This is a genomic window from Brasilonema sp. UFV-L1, from assembly GCF_012912105.1.
In the GTDB taxonomy this organism is placed as follows: Bacteria; Cyanobacteriota; Cyanobacteriia; order Cyanobacteriales; family Nostocaceae; genus Brasilonema.
This window is the reverse complement of record NZ_QMEA01000251.1, coordinates 1-4298: the sequence shown is the minus strand read 5'-3', so window position 1 is coordinate 4298 and position 4298 is coordinate 1. Positions and strand designations below refer to the sequence as shown.

Here is a 4298-nt window from a genome sequence, read left to right as displayed (position 1 = left end):
CGGGGCTTTAGACCCACTTTTTCGGTAAAAAACGCTAGAACCATAGACTATCGAATCCACAGCGGGATGGTTGGGGGTCGGTGGGTCAAAAATCAGCAAGCCCATATTGTCAAGCTGTCGGATGATATATTCAAGATCTCGTGGGATGAACCAACTGGAACTTGCGTCAGTGTTGCCTTTATTTTAAGCGCTCGTAAAATTCATGGGGTCATTTTCTTCCCCGCATGGGTTGCAAAAAATCCGCAGCTCACTGTCTGCTTTCAGAACGAGCATGAAGATGAGATGTATCGTTATCGCGATGCAGGTCCAACCTATCCCAAACTAGTCATCGATGAGTTTGCATCCGTTACCTTCCAGGAAGATGTTGGTCCGGATAGGGAGGATATTATCGCCTGCTCTCCAGAGCAACTACCAGAAAACTACGCTTCTAGACGCAATTGAGATGGCAATAAATTCACGTTAGCCCGATCAGTACATCGGGCTGATGAAAACAGTGTAATATAAATGTACATTAGTTCATCACTGCCCGTTCATAATCGTTGATGGTTCCGGATAATATTGTTGTGGAGGTTCTTGTGGTTGAGGATTCAGATACTCTTCCCATACTCTAATTTGTTCTCGTGCGGAGCTATAGGCATCAGTTCCTCTGGGAATCATTCTAGCTGTCTCAATCGCTCTGGGAATATCAGATTCTCCTTGAGCACGAGCTATATCCAATAATTGTTGACTCCATTGGTCAATGGCGATATTCGCATCACCGCGTAGAGTACTATTATCTGGTATTCTATTTGCTATCCGAATTGCCCTTGCCAAAGCTTGGGGAGTTCCGGTAACTGCAACTTCGCGTGCTTTGTTCCAGTTTTGTGTGGCACGAATTTGCCCTTGCCATTCATCTATAGCTGTTTGCGCTTCTCCTGAAAGTGCTCGCCCTGATGGGATTTGTCGAGCTGTTGCAATCGCAGAGGCTAAGTCGCCGCTGTTTGCTAGGTTTCTGGCTTGGTCTAAATAGGGCTGGTCTTCAATACGTTGAATTTTTGCAGTCCAAAGACCAATTTTTCTTCGTGCTTCGGAATACAATGCACGACCTTGAGTAATTCGACTTGCCTCTCCTATCGCCGTTTGCAGAGAGTTAACGTCCTCATACATTGCGACTTGATCAGCACGATCTAAATAAGGACGGTCTTCGATTGTCTGTATTTGAGCAACCCAACCATCAATTTCTTTTTTCGCTTCCTGCGCACGAGGGTTGCCTTCAGGAATCAGTTGTGCTTCAGCTATAGCTGCTGTAAAGTCGCTGATTGAACCAAGACTCGCCAGTTCTCTTGCTTTTTCCAAATGGGCGACATCTTTTACTTCTAACTGCCAATTAGCAATGAGTTCTTGCGCTTTTTGATATTTTGGTCTTGTTGCCTCTATTTGTTGAGCTTGGGAAATTGCCACCTCTAAACTGGATGTTGTTCCTAACCATGCATTCCTTTGCGCTTCAGCTAAAGTCACAAAGTCTTGTACATCTTTTTGTTGTCCAGTGCTGGGAGGAATTTTTTGAGCGATGGAGATGGCTTGGTCTGCATCTCGTCCGTCTAGCTTGTCTTGTGCCAATTCCAGCATTTGGCGTCCAAATTCTGCAAGAGCTTCCTGGGCTTTAGGATAAACATAACTGTCTTGCTGAATCGACTCTGTTACCTTGATGGCTTTGAGGAGATTATTGACGCCTTTGCTTTTGGCTATTGTGTCGGCTTTTGCTAACTTCTCACCATCTTCTCGCGCACTCACAATCAATCGATTCAATTGGTCATATTTCGTGCTTGCCCAATATTTATTATCGACACGCAATAATTTTGAACCCAACATAAATGCTTGATGCCAATGCTGCTCACGCATTTGGGCTTCTGCTTCAGTGTAGATACCTTCAGCTTTTGACCAGATAGATTGCCATTTGGTAATTTGTGTTTCTACCAGTTCAGAAGCTGATTCTTCTTTCGGAACTTGGCGAGCAGTGGCGATCGCCTCATCTAACCGACCCGCCTGAAAACTCTGGTCAGCCAGTCGCAGAATATCCTCTGACCATTCTTCTATCAAACGGTCAATCTCTTCGCGAAGCGGATGATTTTTTGGCAATTCTTTCACTAAGGCGATCGCCTGCTGCAGGTCTTTCACTGTCTGCTTAGATGCTGCCAATTGAGCGCAATGCAGCCGCACTGAAGCACTCGCTAACGGCCAGAAAATTGATGGACAGTTCGGTGCTGATGGCAGCTTGAGTAGCATTGCTGTTGACATGAAGGCTATTGCCCCAGGAACCAATGCTAACAATAACGTCCATAACACCCAGCTTGTTGTCCATTTGGGCAATTTCCAAGATTTTTTACTGAGTGGACCTGCTTCTTGTCGTTCTATCTGTGTTGGTAACTCTTCGGAATCACTTTGTGTTGAGCGTTTCACAGACTCAATAGTAGAACCAGTTGCTGGAATTCCAGATGTATGTGTTTCACTAGACTGTTGCTTTCGAGATACTCTAGTCATATTGCTATCTGGCTCTCTTGCTTTGCCTGGTAACCAACTTTGTGGTATGTCCCGCTCAGTCATTTCTCACACCAAAATTAATAATAGAATAGCGATCTGTTATAGCTCCGAACTTCTGCCCCTGCCATCGTAACTTTCCATCTTAGAAAAGTTACTTCTTTAATATTGATGATACGTCTTCCACTTATATCATGTATCTCCAATTTTAAAAGTGCTTTATTATACTTTATACTTTTGCCGAGGCTTCTGCTTGCAAATCTGCGACAAGTTGAGCTAGATCATCTCTACTTGCCTGGTAAACTGTACCACAAAAATGGCAAGTTGCTTCAGCGCCATTGTCTTTTACAATCATATCTTGCAGTTCTGCTTCACCCAACATCTTGAGTGCTCCTAGCATACGGTCAAAAGAGCAACCACAATGAAAGCGCAGAATTTGGGTTTCTGGAAAGAGCACAACTCCCATATCCCCCAGCAAGTCTTGAAAGATATCTGTCAAAGACTTTCCTGCTTGCAATAGAGGTGTAAACCCTGATAACGCGGCGACCCGTGATTCTAAAGTTTCGACGAGGGCTTCGTCTCTTGCGGCTTTCGGCAAAACTTGTACGAGTAAGCCTCCGGCTGCTGTCACTCCGTTTGCTCCTACGAACACGCCTAATACCACAGCTGACGGTGTTTGTTCCGAACTGATGAGGTAATGAGCCACATCGTCTCCAATTTCACCAGAAACGAGTTCCACCGTACTAGAGTAGGGATAGCCGTATCCAACATCGCGTACAACGTAAAGAAAACCTTTACCGACTGCACCACCAACGTCAAGTTTACCTTTACTATTGGGAGGCAGTTCTACAGATGGATTTTCGACGTAGCCGCGTACTGTTCCGTCTAGACCTGCATCTATCAATATACCACCTAAAGGTCCATCGCCTTTGACTCGGATATTAACTCTGGACCCAGAGCGCTTCATACTAGAAGCCATCAACAAGCCCGCTGTCATCGTTCGACCGAGTGCAGCTGTCGCCACATAAGAAAGTTGATGTCTAACCCTGGCTTCTTCTGTCAAACGCGTGGTTATTGCACCAACTGCACGAATTCCGCCGGACGCTGCTGTGGCGCGAATTAATTGATCCGCCATGAAAAAACCTTACTAATAATTTCTTACCGGAATTCCCTGTTTTTTGCCAGGAAATAATAGTTATTTTAGTATAACAAAACTTAACTTAAACATGTGTGTCAGTAGTGAGTTAGAATGACCTCATCAAGGAAGTAAAGTTAACAATTCGGTTAAACGTTATCAAACGAAACAGAGTCTAAGCACAAATATTTGCTTAAATAGAAAACGAATTGCTATTTATATTTGTACATAAAAAGGCGTAAATAACAACAGCAAAGATTAAGTATCCCACTTGCCTCTGCACTCAGCAATCAAACTATTAGACACGCCATTTTTGCTACTGGTAGATACGTTAAAAATGATAGAAAACTCTTATGAAAATAAACATTTAGGCAGTGGGCGGAGGTAATCTTTTCCTAAATGCATATTCCCCTCCGTTTTTTTGTTGAGGAAATTTTAGGGAAAGCGATAGCGTAAGCGCACGCGGCTTGGGCTTACGCGTAGTGGCTCCCAGAGGCGAGCTAGCGCGCTGCTGCTTTGCAGCAGATCGTCTTCGTGAACTACAGTTCTTCCTGAGTAAACCACTTGTCTAGGTAAGCTTCAAAATCATGTAATTTTAGCTTAAGCAGCAGAAGCCTCTCGCTCACCCGAAGGGGAGCGATGAGAT

The 4298-nt window shown here is 44.3% G+C and carries 3 protein-coding genes; 1 reads left to right on the top strand and 2 read right to left on the bottom strand.

Annotation, left to right across the window (positions count from 1 at the left end):
* The coding region (locus DP117_RS33625; RefSeq protein WP_169222493.1) for a phenolic acid decarboxylase at positions 1–441 on the top strand (441 nt) is incomplete at its 5' end.
* A gap of 78 nt (positions 442–519) precedes the next feature.
* Here the strand turns inward: DP117_RS33625 and DP117_RS33620 are convergent.
* Positions 520–2583 carry a chromosome segregation ATPase gene (locus DP117_RS33620; RefSeq protein WP_169222492.1) on the bottom strand — a complete coding sequence of 688 codons (2064 nt, stop codon included), beginning with the start codon at positions 2581–2583 and terminating at the stop codon, positions 520–522.
* Between the two features lie 163 nt (positions 2584–2746).
* A complete protein-coding gene (hslO, locus tag DP117_RS33615) occupies positions 2747–3652 on the bottom strand; it encodes an Hsp33 family molecular chaperone HslO (RefSeq protein WP_169222491.1) in 906 nt (301 codons plus the stop codon).
* Between the last annotated feature and the right edge of the window lie 646 nt (positions 3653–4298).